This window comes from Endobacterium panacihumi (assembly GCF_050847465.1).
Lineage (GTDB): Bacteria > Pseudomonadota > Alphaproteobacteria > Rhizobiales > Rhizobiaceae > Neorhizobium > Neorhizobium panacihumi.
Genome location: NZ_JBOZRA010000007.1, coordinates 41,300 through 64,822, shown reverse-complemented (window position 1 = coordinate 64,822; position 23,523 = coordinate 41,300). Strand labels below are relative to the sequence as shown.

At 59.4% G+C, this 23,523-nt stretch carries 21 protein-coding genes; 17 read left to right on the top strand and 4 right to left on the bottom strand.

Annotation, left to right across the window (positions count from 1 at the left end; translation table 11 throughout):
• The first annotated feature begins 170 nt into the window (after positions 1 to 170).
• The 10 genes from ribA to lplAB all read left to right on the top strand — a co-directional run bounded on the left by ribA (position 171) and on the right by lplAB (position 10,340).
• Entirely contained in the window at positions 171 to 1,283 is a 1,113-nt protein-coding gene (gene ribA / locus ACRQ1B_RS23760; RefSeq protein ID WP_432296608.1) for a GTP cyclohydrolase II RibA, read from the top strand.
• Between the two features lie 158 nt (positions 1,284 to 1,441).
• Positions 1,442 to 1,927 (top strand): GNAT family N-acetyltransferase, encoded by a 486-nt coding sequence (locus tag ACRQ1B_RS23755; protein ID WP_432296607.1) that lies wholly within the window; start codon positions 1,442 to 1,444, stop codon positions 1,925 to 1,927.
• Positions 1,928 to 1,948: 21 nt separating this feature from the next.
• The gene (locus ACRQ1B_RS23750) at positions 1,949 to 2,971 is read left to right on the top strand and encodes a glycoside hydrolase family 3 N-terminal domain-containing protein (protein ID WP_432296606.1); all 1,023 of its coding nucleotides are present in this window, start codon (positions 1,949 to 1,951) and stop codon (positions 2,969 to 2,971) included.
• A gap of 39 nt (positions 2,972 to 3,010) precedes the next feature.
• Complete coding sequence (locus tag ACRQ1B_RS23745) at positions 3,011 to 4,657, top strand: ABC transporter substrate-binding protein (protein WP_432296605.1); 1,647 nt, start codon at positions 3,011 to 3,013, stop codon at positions 4,655 to 4,657.
• A 61-nt stretch (positions 4,658 to 4,718) separates the two neighbouring features.
• Positions 4,719 to 5,696, top strand: coding sequence for an ABC transporter permease (locus ACRQ1B_RS23740; RefSeq protein ID WP_432296604.1), 978 nt, complete (start codon positions 4,719 to 4,721; stop codon positions 5,694 to 5,696).
• Between the two features lies 1 nt (position 5,697).
• Positions 5,698 to 6,576, top strand: coding sequence for an ABC transporter permease (locus ACRQ1B_RS23735; protein WP_432296603.1), 879 nt, complete (start codon positions 5,698 to 5,700; stop codon positions 6,574 to 6,576).
• On the top strand, positions 6,573 to 7,376 hold the full coding sequence (locus tag ACRQ1B_RS23730) for an ABC transporter ATP-binding protein (RefSeq protein ID WP_432296602.1): 804 nt from the start codon (positions 6,573 to 6,575) through the stop codon (positions 7,374 to 7,376). Before ACRQ1B_RS23735 ends, ACRQ1B_RS23730 begins: the two co-directional genes overlap by 4 nt.
• The gene (locus ACRQ1B_RS23725) at positions 7,373 to 8,281 is read left to right on the top strand and encodes an ABC transporter ATP-binding protein (RefSeq protein ID WP_432296601.1); all 909 of its coding nucleotides are present in this window, start codon (positions 7,373 to 7,375) and stop codon (positions 8,279 to 8,281) included. Before ACRQ1B_RS23730 ends, ACRQ1B_RS23725 begins: the two co-directional genes overlap by 4 nt.
• Positions 8,282 to 8,416: 135 nt before the next feature.
• The gene (locus tag ACRQ1B_RS23720; protein ID WP_432296600.1) at positions 8,417 to 9,253 is read left to right on the top strand and encodes a MetQ/NlpA family ABC transporter substrate-binding protein; all 837 of its coding nucleotides are present in this window, start codon (positions 8,417 to 8,419) and stop codon (positions 9,251 to 9,253) included.
• Between the two features lie 37 nt (positions 9,254 to 9,290).
• Positions 9,291 to 10,340 (top strand): lipoate-protein ligase LplAB, encoded by a 1,050-nt coding sequence (gene lplAB, locus ACRQ1B_RS23715; protein ID WP_432296599.1) that lies wholly within the window; start codon positions 9,291 to 9,293, stop codon positions 10,338 to 10,340.
• A 222-nt stretch (positions 10,341 to 10,562) separates the two neighbouring features.
• Here lplAB and ACRQ1B_RS23710 read toward each other — a convergent pair whose 3' ends face one another.
• The 4 genes from ACRQ1B_RS23710 to tssH form a co-directional block, all read right to left on the bottom strand.
• Positions 10,563 to 11,219: a peroxiredoxin gene (locus tag ACRQ1B_RS23710; RefSeq protein WP_432296598.1), complete on the bottom strand. Its 657-nt coding sequence runs from the start codon at positions 11,217 to 11,219 to the stop codon at positions 10,563 to 10,565.
• A gap of 216 nt (positions 11,220 to 11,435) precedes the next feature.
• Positions 11,436 to 12,029, bottom strand: a complete 594-nt coding sequence (locus ACRQ1B_RS23705; RefSeq protein WP_432296597.1) for a hypothetical protein — start codon at positions 12,027 to 12,029, stop codon at positions 11,436 to 11,438.
• Positions 12,030 to 12,116: 87 nt separating this feature from the next.
• Entirely contained in the window at positions 12,117 to 12,593 is a 477-nt protein-coding gene (locus ACRQ1B_RS23700; protein WP_112727612.1) for an Hcp family type VI secretion system effector, read from the bottom strand.
• Between the two features lie 39 nt (positions 12,594 to 12,632).
• The gene (gene tssH / locus ACRQ1B_RS23695) at positions 12,633 to 15,416 is read right to left on the bottom strand and encodes a type VI secretion system ATPase TssH (protein WP_432296596.1); all 2,784 of its coding nucleotides are present in this window, start codon (positions 15,414 to 15,416) and stop codon (positions 12,633 to 12,635) included.
• A gap of 233 nt (positions 15,417 to 15,649) precedes the next feature.
• On the opposite strand from tssH, the gene tssA reads away from it, so the two are divergent.
• The 7 genes from tssA (at position 15,650) to tssF (ending at position 23,511) form a co-directional block, all read left to right on the top strand.
• Positions 15,650 to 16,720 (top strand): type VI secretion system protein TssA, encoded by a 1,071-nt coding sequence (gene tssA / locus ACRQ1B_RS23690; protein WP_432296595.1) that lies wholly within the window; start codon positions 15,650 to 15,652, stop codon positions 16,718 to 16,720.
• A gap of 89 nt (positions 16,721 to 16,809) precedes the next feature.
• The gene (gene tssB / locus ACRQ1B_RS23685; protein ID WP_432296594.1) at positions 16,810 to 17,331 is read left to right on the top strand and encodes a type VI secretion system contractile sheath small subunit; all 522 of its coding nucleotides are present in this window, start codon (positions 16,810 to 16,812) and stop codon (positions 17,329 to 17,331) included.
• 129 nt (positions 17,332 to 17,460) lie between these two features.
• On the top strand, positions 17,461 to 18,942 hold the full coding sequence (gene tssC / locus ACRQ1B_RS23680) for a type VI secretion system contractile sheath large subunit (protein ID WP_432296593.1): 1,482 nt from the start codon (positions 17,461 to 17,463) through the stop codon (positions 18,940 to 18,942).
• A gap of 77 nt (positions 18,943 to 19,019) precedes the next feature.
• Complete coding sequence (tssC, locus tag ACRQ1B_RS23675) at positions 19,020 to 20,411, top strand: type VI secretion system contractile sheath large subunit (RefSeq protein ID WP_432296592.1); 1,392 nt, start codon at positions 19,020 to 19,022, stop codon at positions 20,409 to 20,411.
• The gene (locus ACRQ1B_RS23670; RefSeq protein WP_432296591.1) at positions 20,408 to 21,235 is read left to right on the top strand and encodes a type VI secretion system accessory protein TagJ; all 828 of its coding nucleotides are present in this window, start codon (positions 20,408 to 20,410) and stop codon (positions 21,233 to 21,235) included. The genes tssC (ACRQ1B_RS23675) and ACRQ1B_RS23670 overlap by 4 nt, the downstream gene beginning before the upstream one ends.
• Positions 21,228 to 21,737: a type VI secretion system baseplate subunit TssE gene (gene tssE / locus ACRQ1B_RS23665; protein ID WP_432296590.1), complete on the top strand. Its 510-nt coding sequence runs from the start codon at positions 21,228 to 21,230 to the stop codon at positions 21,735 to 21,737. Before ACRQ1B_RS23670 ends, tssE begins: the two co-directional genes overlap by 8 nt.
• The gene (gene tssF, locus ACRQ1B_RS23660) at positions 21,730 to 23,511 is read left to right on the top strand and encodes a type VI secretion system baseplate subunit TssF (RefSeq protein WP_432296589.1); all 1,782 of its coding nucleotides are present in this window, start codon (positions 21,730 to 21,732) and stop codon (positions 23,509 to 23,511) included. The genes tssE and tssF overlap by 8 nt, the downstream gene beginning before the upstream one ends.
• The last annotated feature ends 12 nt before the right edge of the window (positions 23,512 to 23,523 follow it).

Genomic DNA, 23,523 nt, shown 5'->3' with positions numbered 1-23,523 from the left:
TCCTGAGATTATAACAGCTGCGTGATCGGGTGAGCAAAAACGCGTTTCTTGCGTTTCTTCCTGCGACAGGGGTCGGAATCCACTGCCGGACGCCCTACCTCAGATCTGCATACCAACACGCCAGATGCCCTTTTGCCTGCCAGCTCGCAAGCAAATGCGAAGGAGAACCGATGTCGAACCTTCCTGCCAGCTTTATCTCCGAACAGGACGAAGCCCGGATTTCGTGCGAGCGCGCGGTTTCTGAACTGCGTTACGGGCGGCCCGTGATTGTCGAGACCGACGGGCTGGCATACGCGGCACTGTCATTGGATACGGCGACACCGGAAATGGTGAAACGATTTGCCGAGATCACCCAGAACCAGCACGAGCTTTTCCTGACCAAAGACAGGGCTGGCGCACTCGACATCGATGCTCCCAACGGCATTTTTCTGGCACTCGACGGCCTGACTTATGACGATATCACCGAGATCGCCTATGGCCGGGGCACCCATCAATTGCCTGTCTGGCGCTCGCCCTTGGCCCCGCTGACGCAGTTCGGCCGACTGGCCCGCTTGGCCTTGCTCTTGCCGGCCTTCATCTGCCTGCCAATCGAAGAAGACGACGTACGTTTTGATGGTTGCGCACGGCTGCCCTGTTCAGCCTTCGATGATGCGCCGGTGGCTGAAGCCGAGTTTTCGGTAGTGGCGCGTACGAAGGTTCCCCTCAAAGGCATCGAGGCCGCCGAATTCGTGGTGTTTCGTGGCGGCTTAGCTCAGCGCGATCAGGTTGCCATCGTAATCGGCAAACCGAACCTCCAAAAGCCGGTACCGGTGCGCATACACTCCTCCTGCATCACAGGAGACCTTTTCGGTTCGCTGAAATGCGATTGCGGCGATCAGTTGCGCGAAGGCATTTTGCTGTTGGAGCAACGTGGCGGCGGCATCCTCCTCTATCTCGACCAGGAAGGTCGCGGCACCGGCATTGCCGCCAAGATGCGGGCCTATGGCTACCAGGAGGAGGGGCTGGATACGATCGACGCCGATGCCCAGCTCGGTTTTGATGAGGACGGCCGGCGGTATGGTGCGGCCGTCGCCATGCTGGAGGCGCTTGGCGTGACATCCGTAGAGATGCTGACCAACAATCCGCGCAAGATTGCGGCGCTAGAGAAGGCCGGTTTCGACGTTCATCGCCGCACGCCGGTTCTGGGCGTGGTGACGGCGGAAAACCGCAATTATCTTGCGACGAAGGCCAACCGTTCCGGACATCTGCTGGACGTTGAAGCCATGCGGCAGGCTGCGGAATAAATTCTCCGCGCTTCGCCGCACACCGGTCACTTCACCGCTTCGGAAAAATCCTGCGTCATTGTGGAGCATTACACCTCCACTTGACAACGCCCGCCCTATGATCAAACCTAACACAAAATAATGGCGTCTATTCCATTTTTATGGAAGCAGGAGGTGGGATGCCGGACATGCTGGTGAACCTGTATGCATCGGAATGTAGCGCTTTGGCAGAAAACGCCAATGGCCATTCCGTGACCATTCGCCCTGCCCTGCCGCCTGAAATGCATCTTGTTGTCGAATGGGTTCGCGCGCATTTCAGCGACAATTGGGCAAGCGAAGTGTCCGTTGCCTTTTCCCGCCAGCCGATTGCCTGCCTGATTGCGGTGAAAAACGGCAAGCTGCTTGGCTTTGCCTGTTACGACACGACAGCGCGCGGCTTTTTCGGCCCAACCGGGGTGGCGGAGGACGCGCGCGGTCGCGGCATCGGCCTGTCGCTGTTTTCCGATTGCCTGCAGACGATGAAAACGCTTGGCCACGCCTATGCCTTTATCGGCGATGCAGGCCCTGTCGACTTTTACAAAAGCGCCGTCGGCGCGATCGAAATTCCGGCCCGCGACAGGGGGCTTTACGAGGGCATGCTGCGGCGCCCGAAAACACAATCCTGAATAAAAGGGAGAGAGATCCTGATGTCCTCGACACCATTGGCGCTTTTTGTCGGCCTGCCCAACCCGACCCTTTCCGACGATGAATTCAAGCTGTTCCGCGACACCAATCCGCTCGGCCTGTTTGTCGGGCGCCGCAACCTGCGCAATCCCGAACAGGCAAAAATCCTGATCGAGCGTTTTCGCGAAGCCGTTGGCCGCGATGATGCGCCTGTATTCACCGATCAGGAAGGCGGCCGGGTGCAACATCTCGATGGCGGACCATGGCCGCTGTTCCGCAGCTTTGGCGAATTCGCCAAGCTGGCCCGCAAGGATTTCGAGGCTGGTCGCAAGGCGCTGCGCCTGTCCTCACAGGCCATGGGCTCGATGATGTCGGAACTCGGTCTTTCCAGCGGCTGCTCGCCGGTTCTCGATCTGGTTTTTGAGACGACCAGCGATGTCATCGGCGCGCGTTCCTTTGGTCCCGACCCGGAATTTATCGCGGCGCTTGGTCGCGAAGTGGTGGATGGGCTCTTGGAAACCGGCAACCTGCCGGTGATGAAGCACATTCCCGGCCATGGCCGCGCCACGCTGGATTCCCACAAGGAGCGCCCGGTCGTGGACGCCTCCAAGGAAATCCTGACGATGACCGATTTTGCGCCCTTCGTTGCCTTGAAGGACACGCCTTGGGCCATGGTCGCGCATGTGGTTTATTCCGAATACGACCCGGAACTGCCGGCGTCGATTTCGCCGACCATGCACGAAGTGATCCGCAAGGATCTCGGTTATGACGGCGTGCTGATCTCCGACTGCATCTTTATGGAATCCCTGCAAGGCACGCTGCCCGAGCGCGTCAAACAGGTGCTCGATGCCGGCTCGGACATCGCGCTGCACAGCCATGGCGATCTGGCCGAGAGCGAGGCAGCGGCCAAGGCAGCACGCCCGGTGACGCAGAAAACGCTTGACCGCATCGCCGCCGGCAATGCCCGGCTCGGCACTCTCAAGATCGATTACCGCCGCGCGCAGGAAGAGATCGAAGCCATTTTTGCGGAAAAACTCGCTGCATAAAAACCTCGCCTGCCCATTATAAAAACAAGGGGAACCGACATGAGGAATACCGTTTTCATAACAGCCGCGCTGGCCCTGCTTGCCGGCACGGCATCCGCCCAGACCGTGCTGACCGCCAATATCGAACCCGCAACCACATGGGTGCGCAACTTCAACCCGTTCAACCAGACATCGGCTCGGCAATCGACGCTCGATTTCATGTATGAGCCGCTGATCGTCTTCAACCGTTTCGACAGCAACAAGCCGGTCTATCGTCTGGCAGAAAGCTACACGCTTGCCGACGATCTGAAGAGCGTCGATTTCAAGCTGCGGGTTGGCCTGAAATGGTCGGACGGCAAGCCGCTGACGGCAGCGGACGTCAAATTCACCTATGACTATATCAAGAAATTCCCGGCGCTGGATTTTGTCAGCATCTGGACCTTCATCACCGGCGTCGAGGCTGTTGACGGCCAGACGGTCCGTTTCACGCTGAAGGAGCCAAGCTCGATTGCCGCCGAGCAGCTGTCGCAGCTGCCGATCGTGCCCGAGCACATCTGGAAGGACATTGCCGACCCGGTGACCTTTGCCAATGAAAACCCGGTGGCGAGCGGCGCATTGACCGAAATCCCACGCTTCACCGGCCAGACCTATGACCAGTGCCGCAACCCCAATTATTGGGATGCCGCGACGCTGAAGGTCGATTGCCTGCGCTTTCCGCAGCTGGCCGACAACAACCAGATCCTGACCGCGACCGCCGACGGCACGCTCGACTGGGGCGTCTCCTTCATTCCCGACATCGAGAATGTCTACGTCGCCAAGGACCCGGAACATTACCATTTCTGGTATTCGCCGAGCAGCATGGTTGCATTTCTGTTCAATCTGGAAACCGCCAACGAGAACAACAAAAAGGCCTTCAACGACCTGAAATTCCGTCAGGCGATGAGCATGGCGCTCGACCGTGCCACGATGATCGACATTGCCGGTTACGGTTATCCGACGCTCAACGAAGACCCCGGCCTGATGGGCGAGCTCTACAAGAGCTGGGCCGACGAGAAGGTCGCGGCCGATCTCGGCAAATTCGGCAAATATGATGCCAAGGCCGCCAAGGCACTGCTGGACGACGCCGGTTATGCCGACAAGGATGGCGACGGTTTCCGCGAAAACCCGGATGGTACAAAACTGTCCTTCTCGATCGTCGTACCAAGCTCGTGGACCGACTGGGTCGATACCGTCAACATCGCCATCGAGGGCATGCAGGCGGCGGGCGTCGATGCGAAGATCGAGACGCCGGAAGAGGCCGTGTGGACCTCCAACCTGATCTCCGGCAAATTCGACGCGGCGATCAACAGCCTGCCGGCATCGGCCTCGCCGTATTACCCCTACAAACGCGCCTTCAGCGCTGCCGACAAGGGCAAGACCCGCTTTACTGCGCAGCGCTGGTTCAACCCGGAGCTGGAAGCGCTGGTGGTGGAATTCACCCACACGGCGGACCCAGCCAAGCAGAAGGAAGTGATGGCGAAGGCGCAGCGGATCGTGGCTGAAAACATGCCGATGATCCCGGTCTTCAACAATCCGAACTGGTACCAGTACAACACCAAGCGGTTTACCGGCTGGTCGACGGAAGAGAACCCGTTCGTGAACCCCTCGATCTCGCGCACCAACCCGGCGCGCATTCTGCACCTTCTGGCGCTGAAGCCAGCCGGCTGAGGTCATCAATCCGACGGCAGCAGTATCGACAGATGTTGCTGCCGGTTTGAGGGAGCCGAGCATGGCCTTTCTTCTACGCCGCCTGGGATTTTATCTCGCAGCCTTTCTGGCGGCCGCGACCATCAATTTCTTTCTGCCACGCCTGATGCCGGGAGATCCGATCCAGCTGATGTTTTCCAGCGCCGGCGCCGAACTGCCGCCGGAAAGTCTGGAATCGCTCAAGCTCACCTTCGGTTTCGTCGATGGGCCGCTGTGGAAGCAATACCTCACCTATATTGGCAGCATCTTTACCGGTGATCTCGGCCGTTCGATCAAATATTTCCCCCTGCCCGTCACCTCGGTTCTCGGCCATGCGCTGATCTGGACACTGGTGCTGATGGGCACTGCGACGATCATCAGTTTTATCCTCGGCACATGGCTGGGTGTGATGGCCGCCTGGAAACGCGGCAGCCGTTTTGATGTTGTTGTGTCGGTGACATCCATTTTCGCGACCTCGGTGCCGGCGGTCGTCACCTCGCTGATCGTGCTCTTCGTGTTCGGCTTCACGCTGGACTGGTTCCCCAACGGTTATGCCGCCGACCCGTCGCTCGATCCCGCCTTCACGCTGCAATACATTTCCAGTGTCGCCTATCACGGCGTGCTGCCGATGCTGACGCTGTGTACCGTGCTGATCGGCGGTTTTACCGTCACCATGCGCAACAACATGATCAATCTTCTGGGCGAGGATTATATCGTCATGGCCCGCGCCAAGGGGCTTTCCGATCGCCGTGTCATGCTGTGGTATGCGGCCCGCAACGCGCTGCTGCCGACCGTTTCGAGCCTCGCCATCGCCATCGGCACCATCTTGGGTGGCTCGTTGGTGACGGAAGTGGTGTTCAATTATCCCGGCCTCGGCAATGTGCTCTATCAGGCCATTCTGGCGCGCGATTACCCTGTCATTCAGGGCCAGTTGCTGATCATGACCGCCACCATGCTGGTCGCCAATTTTATCGTCGATGTCAGCTATGTCCTGCTCGACCCGCGACTGAAGGCGGCATGACATGAAGACACTGCTTCGAAACCGCAAGGCGCTTGTGGGACTGGCGATTATCGCCACCATCGCCATTCTGGCGATCGCAGCACCTCTGCTGACCGAATACAACCCCGCCACCCGCACCGGCCGGCCGCATCAGGCCCCGTCCATGGATCATATTCTTGGTACGACCCGTATCGGGCAGGATGTGTTTGCCCGTGTGCTTTATGGTGCACGTACCTCTCTCATGGTGGGGTTTGGCGCCGGCCTGCTGATCACCATCGTCGGCACCGTGCTCGGCATCGTTGCCGGTTATCGCGGCGGTAAGACGGATGAAGTCATCAGCTTCTTCACCAACATGGTGCTTGTGGTGCCCAATCTGCCGCTGCTGCTGGTTCTGGCCGCCTTTATCGGTCAGGCAAGCCCGGTCGTCATCGCACTGATCCTCGGCGCCACCTCATGGGCGTGGGGAGCGCGGGTGACACGCGCCGAAACGCTCTCGGTAAAACAGAAGGACTTTGTCAAATCCGCCGAGATGATGGGCGAGAAACAATGGCGCATCATGGCCTTCGAGATTTTTCCGAACGTCATCTCCATTGTCGGCATCAATTTTATCGGCAGCGTGATTTTTGCAATCATCACGCAGGCGACGCTGGAATTTTTGGGCCTCGGAGACCCGCGCGCAATTTCCTGGGGCAACATGCTGTTTGCCGCGCAGAAGGCATCGGCGCTTTCGGTCGGCGCATGGTGGGAAATTTTGACACCCTGTTTTGCACTCGCCTTTCTCGGCATCGGCATGTCGTTGTTGAATTTTGCCGTCGATGAGATCGCCAATCCACGCTTGCGCACCGGCAACCGTCTGGGTCGTTGGTCGCTTCTCGTGCGCAATGGGGAGGGTCGCCTGTGAGCCAGCCATTGTTGTCCGTGAAAAACCTGACGATCGACTATATCGGCGATCAAACCGATTTCCGTGCCGTCGACAATGTCAGCTTCGATGTCGCGCCCGGCGAAGTTTTTGGGCTTGCCGGCGAATCCGGCTGCGGCAAAAGCACGATCGCCTTTGCCATCAGCCGCCTGCACCGGCCGCCGGCGCTGATCCGCACGGGGAGCGAAATCCTGCTCGATGGCCGTGATGTTCTGGACCTCGACCCGAAGGCGCTGGCCGCCTTTCGCTGGCGCGAGGTGGCGATGGTTTTTCAAAGCGCCATGAACTCGCTCAACCCGGTTCTGCGTGTCGAAGCGCAGTTTTATGACGTGCTGAAAGCTCATCTCGGTTTGACGAAGGCGCAAGCCCGCGAGCGCACGGCGGAGATGCTGAAACTGGTCGATATCAACCCCGACCGCATGCGCGATTATCCGCACCAGTTTTCCGGCGGCATGCGCCAACGTATCGTCATCGCCATCTGTTTGGCGCTCGGGCCGAAAATGGTTGTCATGGACGAACCAACGACGGCGCTCGATGTCGTGGTGCAGCGGGAAATCCTGCAGCGCATCAATGAACTGAGAAAACAGCTCGGTTTTTCCGTGCTGTTCATCACCCATGATCTCGGGCTGATGGTGCAGTTCTGCGATCGCATCGGCATCATGCTTGGCGGCAAGCTGGTGGAGCAGAACACGGCCGAAGCGATCTATAAAACGCCGCAGCACGACTACACCAAAAAGCTCTGGGCATCCTTTCCGTCGCTGCATGGAGGTGTGCTGGCATGAGCGAGATCATTCTGGCACTCGACAATGCCACCAAGACATTTGGCCATGGTGCGGCCACCGTTCACGCCGCCCGCAACATCTCGCTGACGCTCAAGTCCGGCCGGGCGCTGGCACTGGTAGGCGAATCCGGCAGCGGCAAGACCACATGCGCACGCATGGCGATGCTGGAATATCTGCCCAATGCCGGGCGTGTTCTGTTCAAGGGCCAGCCGATGGAGAAGGCCGGGGCGAAGGACATCGCCGCCTACCGGCGTTCGGTGCAGATGATCTTTCAGGATCCGTTCGCCTCGCTCAACCCGGCGCAGACGATTGCGTATCATCTCAAACGGCCACTTAAACTGCATCGGCCGGAGCTTGGCGGCCGCGACATCGATGCCGCGATCCGCGAACTGCTGGAACGGGTGAAACTCGACCCGGACATCATCGCGCCAAAATACCCGCACGAGCTTTCCGGCGGCCAGCGCCAGCGTGTCAACATCGCACGCGCACTGGCGGTGAAGCCGGAGGTCATCGTGGCCGACGAGCCGACCTCGATGCTCGACGTGTCTGTGCGGCTTGGCGTCTTGAACCTGTTGAACGACATGAAGCGCGAGATGAACCTCGCCATGCTTTATATCACCCACGATATCGCCACTGCGCGTTTCGTGGCCGAGGATATTGCCGTGATGTATGCCGGGCAGATCGTCGAATGGGGCGCGACGGCCGAGGTGATCGACAATCCGCAGCACCCTTACACCCGCCTGCTTTTATCGGCCGTGCCGGACCCGGATATGCGTTTCGACGATGGCGGCAGCGACATGCGGCCTGACCATGTGGACGCGGTGCGAAGCCTTTCCGCCCGGACGGATGGCGACCTGATCGAAGTCTCGCCGCGCCATTTCGCACGATTGACGGCAAAAGCCTGAGCACACTATAGCCTGACAAAAGCCAAACTTGATAAATCAGGTTGACTTTTGTTCTGTCTCGTAGAAAGCCACTCGCGAACGTGAGACGGGGCCTTGGCAAACCCGTTTCCTGTCGTTACGGGAGCGAGAATGGCAATGGCATCGAAGACCTCTTATCCATCAGCATCAGCAGCAGCTGGCCGTCTCAGCGCGTTCTTCGCCGGGTTGCTGACCGCGCTTACCATCACTGTGACAGCATCTGCTGCCCATACGCAGGAGACAAAACCGCTGCGCATCGCGCTCGCCACCAGCATTTCCAACCAGGCGGCAGAGATTGCAGCCGAAGAGGCGGAAGCCGAGGGCCTGAAGGTCGAGCTAATCGAGTTCAACGACTGGAACACGCCGAACCGCGCCGTGGCCGACCGTGAGGCTGATGCAAACCTGTTTCAGCACATTCCGTACCTCGAATTCACCAATGCCAACACCGGCAATGATCTCGTTGCCATCGCACCGGCTTTCAGCACGCCTTTTGGCCTCTATTCCAAGAAGGTAAAAACGCTGGCCGAACTGCCGGACAATGCGCAGATCGTTTTTTCCGGCGATGCCGTCAACACCGCCCGTTCGCTGCTCCTCCTGCAGCAGGCCAAGCTCATCGAACTGAAACCCGGCGTCGGCACCAATGCGACGCTGGAGGACGTGGTAAAATGGATCAAGCCACTGAAGATCACCCTGCTCGACGGCCCGCAGATTGCCCGCGCGTTGGATGACGTGGATGCGGCCGCCACCTATCCGACCTTTGCGAAGCTTGCCGGTCTCGACGCCTCTTCCGGGCTGATTTTCGAAAACGACCCGATCTATGCCTTCCAGTTCGTGACGCGTCCCGATATGCGTAACGACAAAAGGCTGCGACGTTTTGTCGAGATTTATCGCAATTCGCCAGCCGTTAAGGAAAAGCTGCGGTCGCTTTACGGGTCGATGGTTTCGTTTCCCTGACGGAACGGTCACAGTGCATTTGAACAGGAAAAACGCCATGCATGGTGAATACAAGGTCCAGGGCGGCAAGCTCGTCGTGGTCGATTTCGACACGGCCGACGGCCGGCTTTCCAACGTGCAGGTATCCGGCGATTTCTTTCTCGAGCCGGCGGAAGCTCTGGCCGATATTTCAGGCGCGCTCGAAGGCCTGTCCGTCGCCGTCAAGGTTGAGGATATCACCACCGCCATCCGCACCAAATTGCGCCCCGGCGCGGAAATGATCGGTTTCAGCCCGGAAGCAGTGGCGATTGCCGTGCGCCGCGCGCTCGGCGTGACCGGCACATGGCGCGATTACGAATGGCAGATTATCGAGGCGCCGCCACAGCGCCCGGCCATGCATCTGGCGCTGGACGAGGTGCTGGCCCGCGAAGTGGCGGCTGGTCGCCGTGGCCCCTGCCTGCGCTTCTGGGAATGGGAACGTCCTGCCATCATCATCGGCGGCTTTCAATCGCTGCGCAACGAAGTGGATCTGGAAGCAGCCAAGCAGTTTGGCGTAGAGACCGTGCGGCGTGTCACCGGCGGTGGCGCGATGTTCGTCGAACCGGGCAGCGCCGTAACCTATTCGCTCTATGCACCGGTGGAACTGGTGCGCGACATGAGTTTTGCCGATTCCTATGCCTTTCTCGACGACTGGGTTCTGAAGGCGCTAAACGAGCTTGGCATCGACGCCTTCTACAAGCCGCTCAACGACATCTCGAGCTCGAAGGGCAAAATCGGCGGCGCGGCGCAGAAACGGTTCTCGTCCGGCGCCGTGCTGCATCACGTCACCATGTCCTATGACATGGATGCTCAAAAGATGGTGCAGGTGCTGCGTATCGGTCGTGAAAAACTGTCCGACAAAGGCACGACCAGCGCCGTCAAACGCGTCGATCCGCTGCGCAGCCAGACGGGTCTGCCTCGTGAGGAAATCATTCGCCGAATGAAGGAGACGTTTGTGTCGCTGAACGGCGGCACGCCGGGTGTGATTACGCCGGAAGAATATGCCGCGGCGGAAAAGCTGGCGGCGGAAAAGTTTTCGACAGAGGAATGGTTGCGGCATATTCCGTGAGGGGCAGCGAGGGCAAAAGCTCTCGCCAAACTACCTGTGCGAAACAGATGACGAAGGTTGCATACCTCTCCGTCGTCATCCTCGGCCTTGAGCCGAGGACCTTCTGCCAGCTGATATCATTGACGTGATCAGATCCTCGGGACGAGCCCGAGGATGACGAAAATTTCCGTGGGAGCTCGCATCAAACGAGCGAGCGCATACCCTCGCTCCACGCTTGCTCGATCAGGCTGGCTGCTTGGTCTTGCGCAGGTACGGCAGAACAGTATCGAACGAACCAAAGCGCTGGATGGCGTCTTCGTTCGACACTGCGGCGGTGATGATGACGTCATCACCCTGTTTCCAGTTGGCCGGTGTCGCCACCTGATGTTTGGCCGTCAGCTGGATACTGTCGATGGCACGCAAAATCTCATCGAAATTGCGGCCCGTCGTCATCGGATAGGTGAGGACCAGCTTGATCTTCTTGTCCGGGCCGATGACGAAGACAGAGCGAACCGTGGCATTGTCGGCCGGCGTGCGGCCTTCCGAGGTCTCACCGACACCCGCCGGCAGCATGTCGTAAAGCTTGGCGACCTTGAGATCCTTGTCGCCGATCAGCGGGTATTCGACATCATAACCGGTGGCGGTGCGGATATCGCCTTTCCACTTGGCATGACTTTCGACCGGATCGACCGATATGCCGATGATTTTTACGCCGCGCTTCTGGAACTCGCCTTCAAGGCCGGCCATGGTGCCGAGCTCTGTGGTGCAGACCGGCGTAAAGTTTTTCGGATGCGAGAACAGCACGGCCCAGTTATCGCCGATCCACTCATGGAAGGAGATCGGTCCCTGGCTGGTATCGGCCTGAAAATCCGGTGCGATATCGTTGATGCGTAGGCTCATCTCGGTTCTCCTGTTTTGCAGACAAATAGATCGCAAAACCGGTTTGGAAAGGAGTTCGCACGTTCTCAATACCGCGATCGGCGGAAAATAAACGCGCGCCAACCGCCATGAAATCGCGAGATATTTTTCGTCGTCCGCAAATGGTTTAAACGACGAAAGCGCATTTCGAAACCGAAATGCGCTCCTATCAATATTGATGCCGAACCGAAGTTGCGATCAGCCCGTCGGGGCCAGCGTCGCACCGGCAAAATGCGCCTTGAAATTGTCGAGCAGCTTGTGACGCTCGAAATAATGCAGAAGCTCGAGCTTGTGCGTGCGCGTATTGTAATAGGCGGCCGCCATCGGGTTTTCCTGGCCCTTCTGCAGAAAGGTCACGGATGGATTGCCATGCAGCAGCCGTGTCGGTGCCGGATCTTCGCCATACTGGCGCAGGAACGGTATGGTCACCGAACCCTTGTATTTCTGAGCAACGCTGCCGGTAAAAATGTTCTTCTTGCCGACATAACGATTGAGAATGCCGATCTTGCCGTTCGGCCGCGTTGTAATCTGTTTGCCGGGTTCGAGAAACTCCGACAGCAATTCCCGTGCGCCGGGCATGCCCTGGATTTTCTGGCCCTTGAAATAAACGTCCTCGCCGACCGTCAGCGTATAGACGCGACGAACGACCTGAAGATGGGCGGAGGTAACCACCTTGACGCCTTTGACCTTCTGGGTCGGAGAGATCATCCCGAAAACGCTCTCGTCGGAGACTTCCTCGATGATCAGATTGTAGTCCGTCAATGCTACCTTATCGATATCCGAAGTGCTCATTGGAAGATTCCTTCAAAATCTGAAGATCAGGACAGAGCGTGGGAAGGCGCCGGCGGAAACCGCCGACGCCAGCTTTGGATAAAAGACTTAGGCAGCCTTGGTGGTCGCGAGATCGTAAGAAGCGATCATCGGCGACTGCGGGTTCTGCTGTTCGTCGAACGGGGTGTACTTCACTTCAAGCTTGGTGAAGTTCAGCTTGATGGTTTCGACCGGACGGTCGCCGTTCGAGTCGATCGAATAGCTGGCGATCAGCGTGTTGGTCAGCAGATATTCGATGTAGGTTTCGCCCGGGTTACCGGTCGTGACCAGGTGGATGGTGGCGCGCTTGCCGTTACGGCCCGAGCACGCTTCCTGGAACAGCTTGGTCGACGAGGAATCGCTGACCTTGGTGAGGATGACTTCCGAAATGGTCGGCTCGGAAGCTTCGCGGTTTGCGGCCGAACCGGCTGCAGTGTTCAGGTTACGCGACACGTTCCAGTGAATGGCTTCGATGTCCATCCACTTGCGGTGCTGTTCGTGCGTTGCGTCACCCTGGATACCGTCGATCTGGAGATAAATCGGCATGCTATCACTCCTGTTTAAAGGTCTAAGGTCTAGTTGCGTTTAAGGCGTCGTTGCCTTTCGCGATCGTCCTGGGGCGCGCTTGCGTCCCCCGGCTTCTTCATCCGCCCGCCGACCCCGACCCCCGTCCGGCGCAGCGAATTCCTGTTGCGGCTTTGCGTCCTCGGCATCGATGCCAAAGTGCTGGCCGTCAAAATTGATAATAATATTCCTGATCTTGCGACCCTCGGTGATGACATCGAGGAAAAATGTAGACAGCACCGGCAGAAGATCGCGGGCGATCATCACCTCGATGGCGCGCGCACCCATTTCGCTGCTTTTCGCACGCGAAACCAATGCCTCCCGCGCTTCCGCAGACAGCGTCACACCGGCGCCGTAAGTACCGGTCACGCGTTGGCGGATACGATCGATCTGAATATCGATAATGCCCGACAGCGTTTCGGCCGTCAGCGGCATGAAGGGCAGAACCGTGGTTCGACCGACGAAAGCCGGCTTGAAATGCTTCTGCAATTCCGGCAGCAGCAATTGCTCCAGTGCCTCACCTTCCGGCATCGTATCGGGATCCGCCGCCAGCGAGGCCAGCAGTTCCGAGCCGGTATTGGCCGTCATGAAAATCGTGGTGTTCTTGAAATCGATGTCGCGGCCTTCGCCGTCGCGCAGCGTTCCCTTGTCGAACACCTGATAGAAAATTTCCTGAACACCCGGATGCGCCTTGTCGATCTCATCGAGCAGCAGCACGCCATAAGGACGGCGACGAACGGCTTCGGTCAGAACGCCGCCTTCGCCGTAACCGACATAACCGGCCGGAGAGCCGAGAAGCATGGAAATCTTATGCTCCTCCTTGAACTCCGACATGTTGATCGTGGTAAGATGCTGGCTACCGCCATAAAACATGTCGGCAAGCGTCAGTGCAGTTTCGGTCTTGCCGGTGCCGGACATGCCGACCAGCAGGAAAACGGCAGGCGGACGGCGCGGATCGTTCAAGCCCGCGCGGGCAGCGCGCATGGCGGCGGCGATCCGGTCGATGGCGGCATCCTGGCCGAGCACGCGCTCTTTCAGACGCGCATCCAGCGTTTTCACCGTTTCGACCTGATCCGTCAGCAGCTTGCCAACAGGAATGCCGGTCCAGCGGGCAATGATGGTAGCGACGACATCACGATCGACCACGCGCGGAATGAGCGGCGCGTCGCCGGCAGCGGCAGCAAGGCTACGCTCGGCAGACACGAGAGCTGCACGGGCACTTTCCGGCGTCATGGCTTGCGATGGGAACGGCGCGACATTGGCGGCACCATCCGTCGCGGCGTCATCTGCCGAGAGCGGAGCAATGGCACTGTCCTCAGAGAATGCCTCCTCAAGGCGGTCCGCTTCGCGGGCCAGCTGCATTTCCTTGTCGTATTTTCCGGTCAACGCCTCGATTTCGCGGGCGATATCCTCGCGCTCGGCGCGGATTTCCGTGAGACGCGCGGATGTCTCTTCGTTCTGCGGTTCGGCTTCCAGCCAGTTGGCTTCCGCCTCCAGCATGTCGCTTTCGCTTTTGAGGTTCTTCAGTGCTTCCGGCACGGTCTGGCGTGCCAATGCGACAGCGGCCGCAGCCGTATCGAGAATGCTGATCGCCTTGTCCGGCAACTGGCGCGCCGGCAGGTAACGGGCCGAAAGCTGCACTGCTGCAACGATCGCCTCATCGCGAATGCGGACCTTGTGGTGAAGCTTCAGGTTTCCGGCCACGCCACGCAGCATGCGAACGGCCGTCTTTTCATCCGGTTCGTTGACGAGAACCGTCTGGAAACGACGGGTGAGCGCCGCATCCTTTTCGATATAACGCTTGTATTCGCTCCAGGTGGTCGCCGCGATCGTCCGCAGCTCGCCACGCGCCAGCGCCGGCTTCAAAATGTTGGCGGCATCGCCATTGCCCGCCTGCCCGCCGGCACCGATCAGGCCATGCGCCTCGTCGATGAACAGGATGATTGGATTGTCGGACGCCTTGACGGCATCGACGACACCATGAAGACGACGTTCGAACTCGCCCTTCACGCCAGCGCCTGCCTGCAAGAGACTGAGATCGAGCAGCAGAAGCTTGACGTCTTTCAACCGCTCCGGCACGTTTCCGGCAACGATTTCAAGGGCAAAAGCTTCGGCCACAGCGGTTTTGCCGACGCCGGCTTCGCCGACGAGGATCGGATTGTTCTGACGACGGCGCATCAGGATATCGACGACCTGACGCAATTCGCCATCGCGGCCGATGACCGGATCGATCTTGCCCGAACGGGCATCCTCGGTCATGTCGCGGGTATAAAGACGCAGAAATTCATTGCCCTGGGACGCAGAAGCCGGCGCATTCAACGCCGGCTCCGACTGGCCGCCGGTTTCGCCTTGCGCCTTTTCCAGCAGACCATCGAGTTTCGCCCGGTTAAGCGAACGCAGCGACGGCGCGATACCGCGTGCAGCGACACGCAGCGACTGGTCAGCATTCAGGGCCGACAGAATATCGGCAAGAATAACGATGGAACGGCCGGACTGCAGCGAAGCAGAAAGCCATGCTTCGCGTGCAAGCGACAGCAAATTCTGTGAAAGCGCAAGTGCAGCACCGTCTTCCCGGCGTATATCGGCGATTGAGGCATCGAGTTCAGTGCGCAAAGCTTCGGACGCGACGTCAAGCTCTTCGAACACGGCGGAAAAGGCCGGCTGATCGAGGAGCGCGCGCAACCAATGGGCAATGTCTACGGCGGCATGCTGGTGACGCGCGGCAAGCGATGCCGCTGTCTCAAGACCGACACGCAAATTAGGCTCAAGCGTTCTGATCAGACGGTTGAGATCGATATGCGACATCAGGCAAGTCCTGTTTGCTGTTGGCTTTACGGTGCTCTTCTCGAGATGTCCGGCGACAACTAGGGCGATCAAACCACCTTGTCCAGTCGTAAAAATCCCCTATTTTTCGAAAAAGTATCTCGTGTCTTCGTCATAAAATTGACACCTCTTGTCTGAGGTTGACAAGACGTTATATCGCCCAACATTATAGCCTTAGTTACGAAATACCTTATATAAACGGAGATAATCGTCGCGTGAATGTGCGCCAGATCGTGGATCCACTTGATGAAATGCGTCCCTGCGGAGAAAACGTCAGGGAAAGTACTTCTGCGCGTCCAATATACTATAGAATTAAGGATGCCCGTAATGCCGCGAGAGCTGCAGAACGAGGAATAACGCCGGGTGAAAATATTGGCTTGTCACCTATCTGGCAGGACGTAAGCAACCTTGGATTGCAGATTCTTACTTCAGAGAGTAAAGATGTAGAAGTATTAGCATGGGTTGCAGAAGCCCAGGTGCGACTGCGCGGCTTCGAAGGCCTGCGTGATGTCTACCAGTCCATCGTGTCGCTTTTGGAAAACCATTTCGACGACCTTCACTCGATCGGCGACGAGGATTTCGAGGAGCGCTTCAGCCCCTTTGCCGGTTTGAATGGTGTCGGCTCCGAAGGCACGATCATCCAGGCTATTCGTTTGAGTTCGTTGATCCCGGGGGGAAAATTCGCACAGTTTTCGCTGTGGGATTTCCAGCTCGGCCAGCGTCCCGGCGAAGACGACCGTCGCGAAGATCTGCAGCAGGCGGCGCTGGAAGCCGGTGTCGCGAATATGTCAGCGCATTTGCACGTTCTCATGGAGTGCATTTCAGCTTTTGACCGTATGGTAGAAATACTTGACGAACGCTGCGGCAGGCAGGCTCCACCAAGTTCTAATACACGCAATGTGTTGCAAGAGGCCGCTTCCGCGATCCGCGTTCTGGCCGGCATCAGTGAGCCGGAAGTGGTGCAAGCCATTGAAACAGCACCGGAAACCGAACAGACGAACGCCGTGGCGGCAGCACCTGCAGAAGATCAGGCCCGCACGCGCCCGGTGACGGCCGACAGCATTCGCTCCCGCGAAGAAGCTTTCGAGCTTCTGATCGCGGTCTCGCGCTATTTCCGTCGCACCGAGCCGCATTCCCCCATCTCCATGTCGATCGAGACGCTGGTGCGTCGCGGGCGCATGGATTTTTCCGAACTTCTTGCCGAGCTTTTGCCCGAGCAGCATGCGCGTCACGCGGTGCTGACGGCGGCCGGCATTCAACCCTCCACCGAAAACAGGGGAGGCTGACAAGTTTTTATTGCAATCGGGCCTTGTCCGATTGGCTTACGCAACAATCTGAATTCGTAATTTTGCCGATGGCATGAAGGAGACTTTTGATGGCAAGTGTACATGAAAAGCTGGAGCGGGTTCGCAAGCCTCGCGTCCACATCAAGTACGAAGTGGAAACCGAAGGCGCCATGGTGGTGAAGGAGCTTCCCTTCGTCGTTGGCGTTCTCGGCGATTTTTCCGGCAACCCCACCCAGCCGCTGAAGCCGTTCGGCGAACGCAAATTCGTGCAGATCGACCGCGACAACTTCGACGACGTGATGCGCCGCATGACGCCGGGCCTGACCATGTCGGTAGACAACACGCTGCAGGGTGACGGCACACAGCTGCCGGTTTCGCTGAAGTTCGAAAGCATGGAAGATTTCGAACCCGGCTCGATCGTCAACCAGGTTCCGGCGCTCAAAGCCCTGCTCGATGCCCGCAACGAGCTGCGCGACCTGATGAGCAAGGCCGACCGTTCGGAAGAACTGGAACGCCTGCTCGAAGACATTCTGCAGAACAAGGCCGATCTCTCCCAGCTCGTCGCCCAGCTTGGCGGCGACAAGAAGGAAGAAAAAGGTCCCGTCAACTGAGTGCCGGCGGTGCGCGACAACTGGTGAAACGCCGGTCGCGCATCAGAAAATGCCCGTCTGTTTGTTTTGAGTATCGCCTGCCCCGGAACAGCTTTTCCGACGCGCTGCTCATAAAAAAGGATTTGAGACATGAGCGCTGACACGCAAGTGCAAAGGAAGGAAGAGGCCGGTTTCGCCGAGGAGCAGAACCTCCTTTCCCAGGTCGTCGCGGCCACTCGCCAGACCGAACCGAACCGTGCGCAGGATCTGCTTCGCACGCTGACCGACCAGGCCCTCAAGGGCACGGTCACCTATGACCGCAACCTGACGATCACGCTGAACAACGCGATCGCCGAACTCGACAAAACGATTTCCACCCAGCTTGCCGCCATCATGCAGGCGCCGGAATTCGTCAAGCTCGAAGGCACCTGGCGCGGGCTGAACTATCTGGTCAAAAATTCCGAGACCAGCGTCAACCTGAAGATCCGCGTTCTGAACGCCTCCAAGCGCGACATCAGCCGCGACCTGTCCAAGGCCGTGGAATTCGACCAGTCGCGCCTGTTCAAGTCGATCTACGAAGACGAATTCGGCACGCCGGGCGGTGAGCCGATGGGCGCCATCATCGGCGATTACGAGTTCGACAACTCGTTCGACGACGTGCAGACGCTGCAGGGCGTTTCGATGATCGCGGCAGCGGCTTTCGCGCCGTTCATCTCGGCCGCCAGCCCGCGCATGTTCGGCTTTGACGATTTCCGCGAGCTTTCCAAGCCGCGCGATCTCGAGAAGATTTTCGAGACCGTCGAATACGCCAAGTGGCGCGGCCTGCGCGACAGCGACGACTCGCGTTTCGTGACGCTGGCCATGCCGCGTGTTCTCTCGCGCATGCCCTACGGCCCGAAAACCAACCCGATCGACGATTTCAACTATGATGAAACCGGCGGCTCGCAGTCGGGTGAACTACCGCACGAAAACTATTGCTGGATGAACGCAGCCTATGTGATGGGTACGCGCCTCACCGACGCGTTCGCCAAGAGCGGCTGGTGCACGGCCATCCGCGGTGCGGAAAACGGCGGCAAGGTCGAAAACCTGCCGATGCACGTTTTCGCCAGCGATGACGGCGATCTCGACCTGAAATGCCCGACCGAAGTCGGCATTACCGACCGTCGCGATGCTGAACTCGGCAAGCTCGGCTTCCTGCCGCTGTGCCACTACAAGAACACAGACTATGCCGTGTTCTTCGGTGCCCAGACCGCCCACAAGCCAAAGATCTACGATCGTCCGGAAGCAACGGCCAACGCCGCTGTTTCGGCCCGTCTGCCCTACATGATGGCCACGTCGCGTTTCGCCCACTACCTGAAGGTCATGGGTCGCGACAAGATCGGCTCCTTCATGGAAGCGGAAGATTGCCAGAACTGGCTGAACCGCTGGATCTCCAACTACGTCAACGCAAATGACGATGCCGGCGAAGAATCGCGTGCGAAATATCCGCTGCGCGACGCCAAGGTGACCGTGCAGGAAATTCCGGGCCGCCCTGGTTCCTACAATGCGGTGGCCTGGATGCGTCCATGGCTGCAGATGGAAGAACTGACGACCTCGCTGCGCATGGTCGCCCGCATTCCGTCCAAGTCCTGATTTGACAACACGCGCGGCGGATTTCGCCGCGCGTTCTCTCCTTTTTTCATTCGATATTTCGGCAAAACATAATGACCATGGGTTCCAGCACAGAATGGCGGCGCCGGGCGGACCAGTTGATCTCGTTGATAGACGAGGCGCTGAACGTCCAGGTCAACGCGATCCTGCACCACCCTGATTTTCAGGCGATGGAGGCACGGTGGCGCGGCATTGCCATGCTCGTGCGCGAATCCACCCGTGGCGGCGACGTCAAGATCAAGCTCTTGAGCCTGAGCTGGAAGGAACTGGCGCGCAGCATGGAACGCGCCTCGGATTTCGATCAGAGCCATCTGTTCGAACTGATCTACAGTCGCGAATTCGGCATGCCGGGCGGCGAGCCTTATGGCCTGCTGATCGGCGATTACCAGTTTTCCCACGAGGAACCGAAGGGCGGCGATCCGGTCAGCACGCTGACGCAGCTCGGCATGGTGGCAGCCGCCGCCTTTTGTCCCTTCGTGGCCGGCGCGTCAGCCGGTGCTCTTGGCCTTGAGGATTTTCAGGAACTCGGCCGTATTCAGGATTTTTCCTGGCTGGCAAGCGACCCGACCCGTATCCGCTGGAACGGATTGCGGGCACGCGACGATTCCCGTTTCCTCGGCCTCGTGGCGCCGCGCATCCTTATGCGCGCGCCGTTCGAACCCTTCGCCCGCCACCGCGATGACCGTTTTCCGTTCCGAGAGGAGATTGCGGAGGATGGCAGTTCGCTTCTGTGGGGCAATGCCGCTTTTGCTTTCGCCACCGTCGTCATCCGCAATTTCATCGACAGCGGCTGGTTCGCCGATATCCGCGGCGTCACGCAGGATACGATCGATGGCGGCATGCTGAGCACATCGGAACTCGCACCTTACGATTTCGGCACAGAGAGCGAGGGCCTGTCGGCGCAGGCACCGGTGGAAATCCGCCTTACGACCGGCCAGGAACAACAGTTCTGCGATCTCGGCATCGTGCCGGTTGCGACGACCTACCTCTCGGCCTCGGCCATCTTCAATTCCAACCAGTCGATGCACGCGCCGCAGCATTATTCCAACGAAAACGCCCGTCAGAACGCCCGCATCGCTGCCATGCTGCAATATGTGCTCTGCGCCTCGCGTTTCTCGCATTACCTCAAGGTGATCATGCGTGACGAGATCGGCCAGCTGTCCGATGCCCGTTCGATCGAGCGGAAGCTGGAAGATTGGCTGACCGCTTATACGCTCGGCAATGACGATGCCGATCTGGCTTTGCGCACGCGTTTTCCGCTGCGCTCCGCCGGCATTACCGTTGCCGAAATCCCCGGCAAGCCGGGCACGTTCTCCTGTACCGTTCGTCTGCAGCCGCATTTCCAGCTCGACGACGTTTCCACCAGCTTCCACCTCATCGCCGAAACGATGAGTGGCAGCCGTACCGCTTCCGCGAATGAAGGTTCGCAACCCAGAAGGATGTCCGCATGACGCTGTCCGAAAGCATCGCCCGCCTGCTCAGCGAAAACGCTTTTGATGAGGCACTCGATGCAGCCAAGGCGCACCTGAAAGCAAAACCCTCCGATCAGGAGGCCCGCAATCTCTATATCGACCTGCTGGTTCTGGCCGGCGATTACGAACGTGCCGACAACCAGTGCGGCCTTGCCGTGACTTTCGCGCCGGATGCGACGATGGGCTTTGCGCTTTTGCGCAACGAGTTGCGTGGCATGGCTGCCCGCAATGCCTGGTATGAGACCGGCGCCGTGCCGGAATTTCCGCAAGGCCCAAGCGAACTCGACAAGCTGGCCGTCAAGGTCGGCATCGCCCACCGCGAAGGCAATGGCGACGAAGCGGTTGCCGAACTGCAGCACCTCGAAGAGCTGCGCGGCGAACGCGCGATCCTGCTGAACGGCAAGCGCATCGACGATTTCCGCGATCTCGACGACCGCACGCCGCATGCGCTGGAAGTGATCATGACTGGCGGTGCCTATTTGTGGATCGATTTCGCCAAGATCGCCGAACTGACGATCGAGCCGATTGCCCGCCCGCGCGATCTCGCCTTCCGCCGCGCCGAACTGTCGCTGATCGACGGTGCCGTGGCCCCCGTTCTGCTGCCTGCCATCTATCACGGCACGGGTGCGGATGACCGCCTGCGACTGGGCCGCGAAACGGAATGGGTGGAGGAGCCGACTGGCATCACCACCGGCCGTGGCCAGCGTTCGTTCCTTGCCGGTGACGATCTTGCCTCCTTCCACGACACGGAAAGCCTGGAAACGGCAACGGCTGAAGCTGCCCGCGAGGTTGCGCATGGTTGACCCGCTGGAGCGCTATCGGCCGCGTGATCGCGTTCTCTCTCGGTCCATTCTGGACCGGTTGATCGACGACGCGCCCGATCGCGACTTCGACCCGCCGGCAAGCGTGACCGACCAGACCCGCCAGATGCGGGAAGCGATCCGTCGTGACCTGGAGTCACTGCTGAACACCCGTCGTTGCCCCTCCGCGCCGCCTTCGGAACTGACGGAGCTGAAGGATGCGCTGGTGAGCTACGGCCTCGACGGCATGGTCTCGGCCAATCTGGTGACGGATGAGGCCAAGCTTGCGCTTGCCCGCATGATCGAGCGCCGGATTTCCATGTTCGAAACACGGCTGTCGGATGTGCGCGTGACGATCCTGAAAAGCCGGACGATGACCGAGCGCGCGCTGCGTATGCGCATTCAGGCGACCTTCCGCCTGCATGAAGGCATGCCGCCGATCAGTTTCGAATCCACCATCGACCCGTCGACCCAGCGTTTCCTCGTGGAGGCGGCCAATGGCTGACGGTTTTCTGCATCGGTACAACGAGGAACTCGGAGCGCTGCGCAAGCGCGCCGCGCGTTTCGCCGACGCCTTTCCAAAAATTGCCGGCCGCCTGCGCATGACCGGCGATGTCGCCGACGATCCGCATGTCGAGCGCCTGATCCAGAGCTTTGCCTTTTCGGCCGCACGTGTGCGCCAGAAACTCGATGACGAGTTTCCTGAACTGACCGACGGTCTTCTCGAAACGCTCTACCCGCATTATCTGGCACCGCTGCCGTCGATGAGCATCGTGCGCTTCAACCCGAGCGATACGCTGGCTTCGGTGCAGACCGTGCCGCGCCATACGGAAATTCTGGCCGAGCCGATCGGCGGCGAATCCTGCCGTTTCCGCACCACGCAGGATGTGGAAATGGCGCCGATCGAGATCACCGGCGCGACACTTCAGGGCCAGCCGATCAATGCGCCGCTCTCGCCCTATAATGGCGTTGCCGGGTGCCTGCGTCTGTCGCTGCGCACGCTCGATGCCAGAAAGCCGTTCGGCGAGCTGGGTGTCGATCGCCTGCGCCTGCACATCCCATCGGCCTGGAGCCAGGCGGTGGCGATCTATGAACTGCTCGCCAACCACACGATCGGCATCGCCCTTGCGCGTCATGGCGATGATCGCAACCCGGTTTTTCTGCCGGCGCGCCACCTGAAGCCTGTCGGGTTTGACGAGAAGGAAGCCATGCTTCCCTACCCGGCACCGAGCTTTATCGGCTACCGGCTTCTGACCGAATTTTTCGCCCTGCCGCAAAAATATCTGTTCCTCGATATCGAGGGTTTGAGCGCCTGGAAGGATCAGGCGCTGGAGATTTTCATCTATCTCAAGGAAACCGACGCAAAACTCGAGCGCACGGTGTCCGCCCGCGATTTCGTCTTGAATGCGACCCCTGTGGTCAACCTCTTCCGGCAGACCTGCGAGCCGATTACGGTCGATGGGACTCGTACCGAATATCGGCTTCTGCCGGATGCCAGACGCCAGAAGACCCGCGAAATCTATTCGGTCGAGCGGGTTCTTCTCACCGGTTCTCGCGGGCAGGAAGAACATTGCCAGCCGTTTTTCGGACGCAGCCAGCGTGCCGGAAACAGCACCGCCTATTGGCAGGCCTATCGCCGGTTTGACGAGGAAGACGGCACAAGCGACATGGACATCGCCTTTGTCGATCGCGACCGTCGTTTTGCCGGCCCGATCGATGCGGTGGCCGGTGTCGATACGCTGTGCCTCAACCGCGAACTGCCGGAACAGCTGCCGTTTGGCGGCGGCCATCCGTTCCTGCAGCTGGCATCGGGCCATGAAGCGGTTTCGGGCGTGGAAGCGCTGATGCCGCCGACGCCGTCCGTGCGCATGAACGATCAGGACGGCCGCAACTGGCGCCTCGTTTCGCATCTTCTGCTCAACCACCTGTCGCTGTTCGACAATGAGGGTGCAGCGCTGAAGGATGTTCTGTCGCTGTATGCCTTCCGCGACAGCCCGGAAACCAAGCAGTTGGTTGATGCGCTGATCAAGATCCGCGCCGAAAGCTCGACAGCGCGGCTCGGCAGCGGCGGCATGGTGCCGGGAACCGAAATTGCGCTGGAATTCGATCCGGCGGCGATCGACCGCCCGTCCGCCTATCTGTTCGGCGCCGTGCTCGACCGGTTCTTCAGCCTCTACACATCCGTCAACAGTTTCACCCGGCTGACCATTTCCATGAAGGGCCAGTCGAAACCGATTGCCCACTGGCCGGCCCGCGCGGCCGAACGCCCATTGCTCTGAAAGAAAGGACTG

Bases quoted from the DNA above. Each gene is read 5' to 3' on its own strand.
- ribA (WP_432296608.1), top strand. From the start codon at position 171: ATGTCGAACCTTCCTGCCAGCTTTATCTCCGAACAGGACGAAGCCCGG.
- ACRQ1B_RS23755 (WP_432296607.1), top strand. From the start codon at position 1,442: ATGCCGGACATGCTGGTGAACCTGTATGCATCGGAATGTAGCGCTTTG.
- ACRQ1B_RS23750 (WP_432296606.1), top strand. From the start codon at position 1,949: ATGTCCTCGACACCATTGGCGCTTTTTGTCGGCCTGCCCAACCCGACC.
- ACRQ1B_RS23745 (WP_432296605.1), top strand. From the start codon at position 3,011: ATGAGGAATACCGTTTTCATAACAGCCGCGCTGGCCCTGCTTGCCGGC.
- ACRQ1B_RS23740 (WP_432296604.1), top strand. From the start codon at position 4,719: ATGGCCTTTCTTCTACGCCGCCTGGGATTTTATCTCGCAGCCTTTCTG.
- ACRQ1B_RS23735 (WP_432296603.1), top strand. From the start codon at position 5,698: ATGAAGACACTGCTTCGAAACCGCAAGGCGCTTGTGGGACTGGCGATT.
- ACRQ1B_RS23725 (WP_432296601.1), top strand. From the start codon at position 7,373: ATGAGCGAGATCATTCTGGCACTCGACAATGCCACCAAGACATTTGGC.
- ACRQ1B_RS23720 (WP_432296600.1), top strand. From the start codon at position 8,417: ATGGCATCGAAGACCTCTTATCCATCAGCATCAGCAGCAGCTGGCCGT.
- lplAB (WP_432296599.1), top strand. From the start codon at position 9,291: ATGCATGGTGAATACAAGGTCCAGGGCGGCAAGCTCGTCGTGGTCGAT.
- ACRQ1B_RS23710 (WP_432296598.1), bottom strand. From the start codon at position 11,219: ATGAGCCTACGCATCAACGATATCGCACCGGATTTTCAGGCCGATACC.
- ACRQ1B_RS23705 (WP_432296597.1), bottom strand. From the start codon at position 12,029: ATGAGCACTTCGGATATCGATAAGGTAGCATTGACGGACTACAATCTG.
- ACRQ1B_RS23700 (WP_112727612.1), bottom strand. From the start codon at position 12,593: ATGCCGATTTATCTCCAGATCGACGGTATCCAGGGTGACGCAACGCAC.
- tssH (WP_432296596.1), bottom strand. From the start codon at position 15,416: ATGTCGCATATCGATCTCAACCGTCTGATCAGAACGCTTGAGCCTAAT.
- tssB (WP_432296594.1), top strand. From the start codon at position 16,810: ATGGCAAGTGTACATGAAAAGCTGGAGCGGGTTCGCAAGCCTCGCGTC.
- tssC (WP_432296593.1), top strand. From the start codon at position 17,461: ATGAGCGCTGACACGCAAGTGCAAAGGAAGGAAGAGGCCGGTTTCGCC.
- tssC (WP_432296592.1), top strand. From the start codon at position 19,020: ATGGGTTCCAGCACAGAATGGCGGCGCCGGGCGGACCAGTTGATCTCG.
- ACRQ1B_RS23670 (WP_432296591.1), top strand. From the start codon at position 20,408: ATGACGCTGTCCGAAAGCATCGCCCGCCTGCTCAGCGAAAACGCTTTT.
- tssE (WP_432296590.1), top strand. From the start codon at position 21,228: ATGGTTGACCCGCTGGAGCGCTATCGGCCGCGTGATCGCGTTCTCTCT.
- tssF (WP_432296589.1), top strand. From the start codon at position 21,730: ATGGCTGACGGTTTTCTGCATCGGTACAACGAGGAACTCGGAGCGCTG.